The sequence below is a fragment of the Streptomyces sp. SID12501 genome, assembly GCF_010550245.1.
In the GTDB taxonomy this organism is placed as follows: Bacteria; Actinomycetota; Actinomycetes; order Streptomycetales; family Streptomycetaceae; genus Streptomyces.
The window spans coordinates 1-571 of record NZ_JAAGLU010000318.1 but is presented as its reverse complement, the minus strand read 5'-3'; the positions used below and the strand labels follow the sequence as shown (position 1 = coordinate 571).

Below are 571 nucleotides of genomic sequence, written 5' to 3'. Positions count from 1 at the left end.
GACGACGGGCCGGTGGTGAACCCGACCTGGTTGTTGACGATGACGTGGATCGTGCCGCCCGTGCGGTACCCGCGCAGCTGCGCGAGGTTGAGCGTCTCGAACACCACGCCCTGGCCCGCGAAGGCCGCGTCGCCGTGGATGAGGATCGGCAGCACCGAGAAGCCGTCGCCGCCGAGGTCGATGCGGTCCTGCTTGGCGCGCACGATGCCCTCGAGCACCGGGTCGACGGCCTCGAGGTGCGACGGGTTGGCCGCGAGGTACACCGCGGTCGTCGCACCGGACTCGGCCGTGAACACGCCCTCGGTGCCGAGGTGGTACTTCACGTCGCCCGAGCCCTGCACCGACTTCGGGTCCTGGTTGCCCTCGAACTCGCTGAAGATCTGCCCGTACGACTTGCCGGCGATGTTCGCGAGCACGTTGAGCCGGCCGCGGTGCGCCATGCCGATGCCGACCTCGTCGAGCCCGCCGTTCGCGGCGCGCGACAGGATCGCGTCGAGCAGCGGGATGAGCGACTCGCCGCCCTCGAGCGAGAACCGCTTCTGCCCGACGTACTTGGTCTGCAGGCACGTCT

The 571-nt window shown here is 69.9% G+C and carries 1 protein-coding gene; it reads right to left on the bottom strand.

Features of this window, described 5'->3' with window-relative positions:
- The coding region (locus tag G3I71_RS45975) for a thiamine pyrophosphate-dependent enzyme (protein WP_239149779.1) at positions 1–571 on the bottom strand (571 nt) is incomplete at both ends.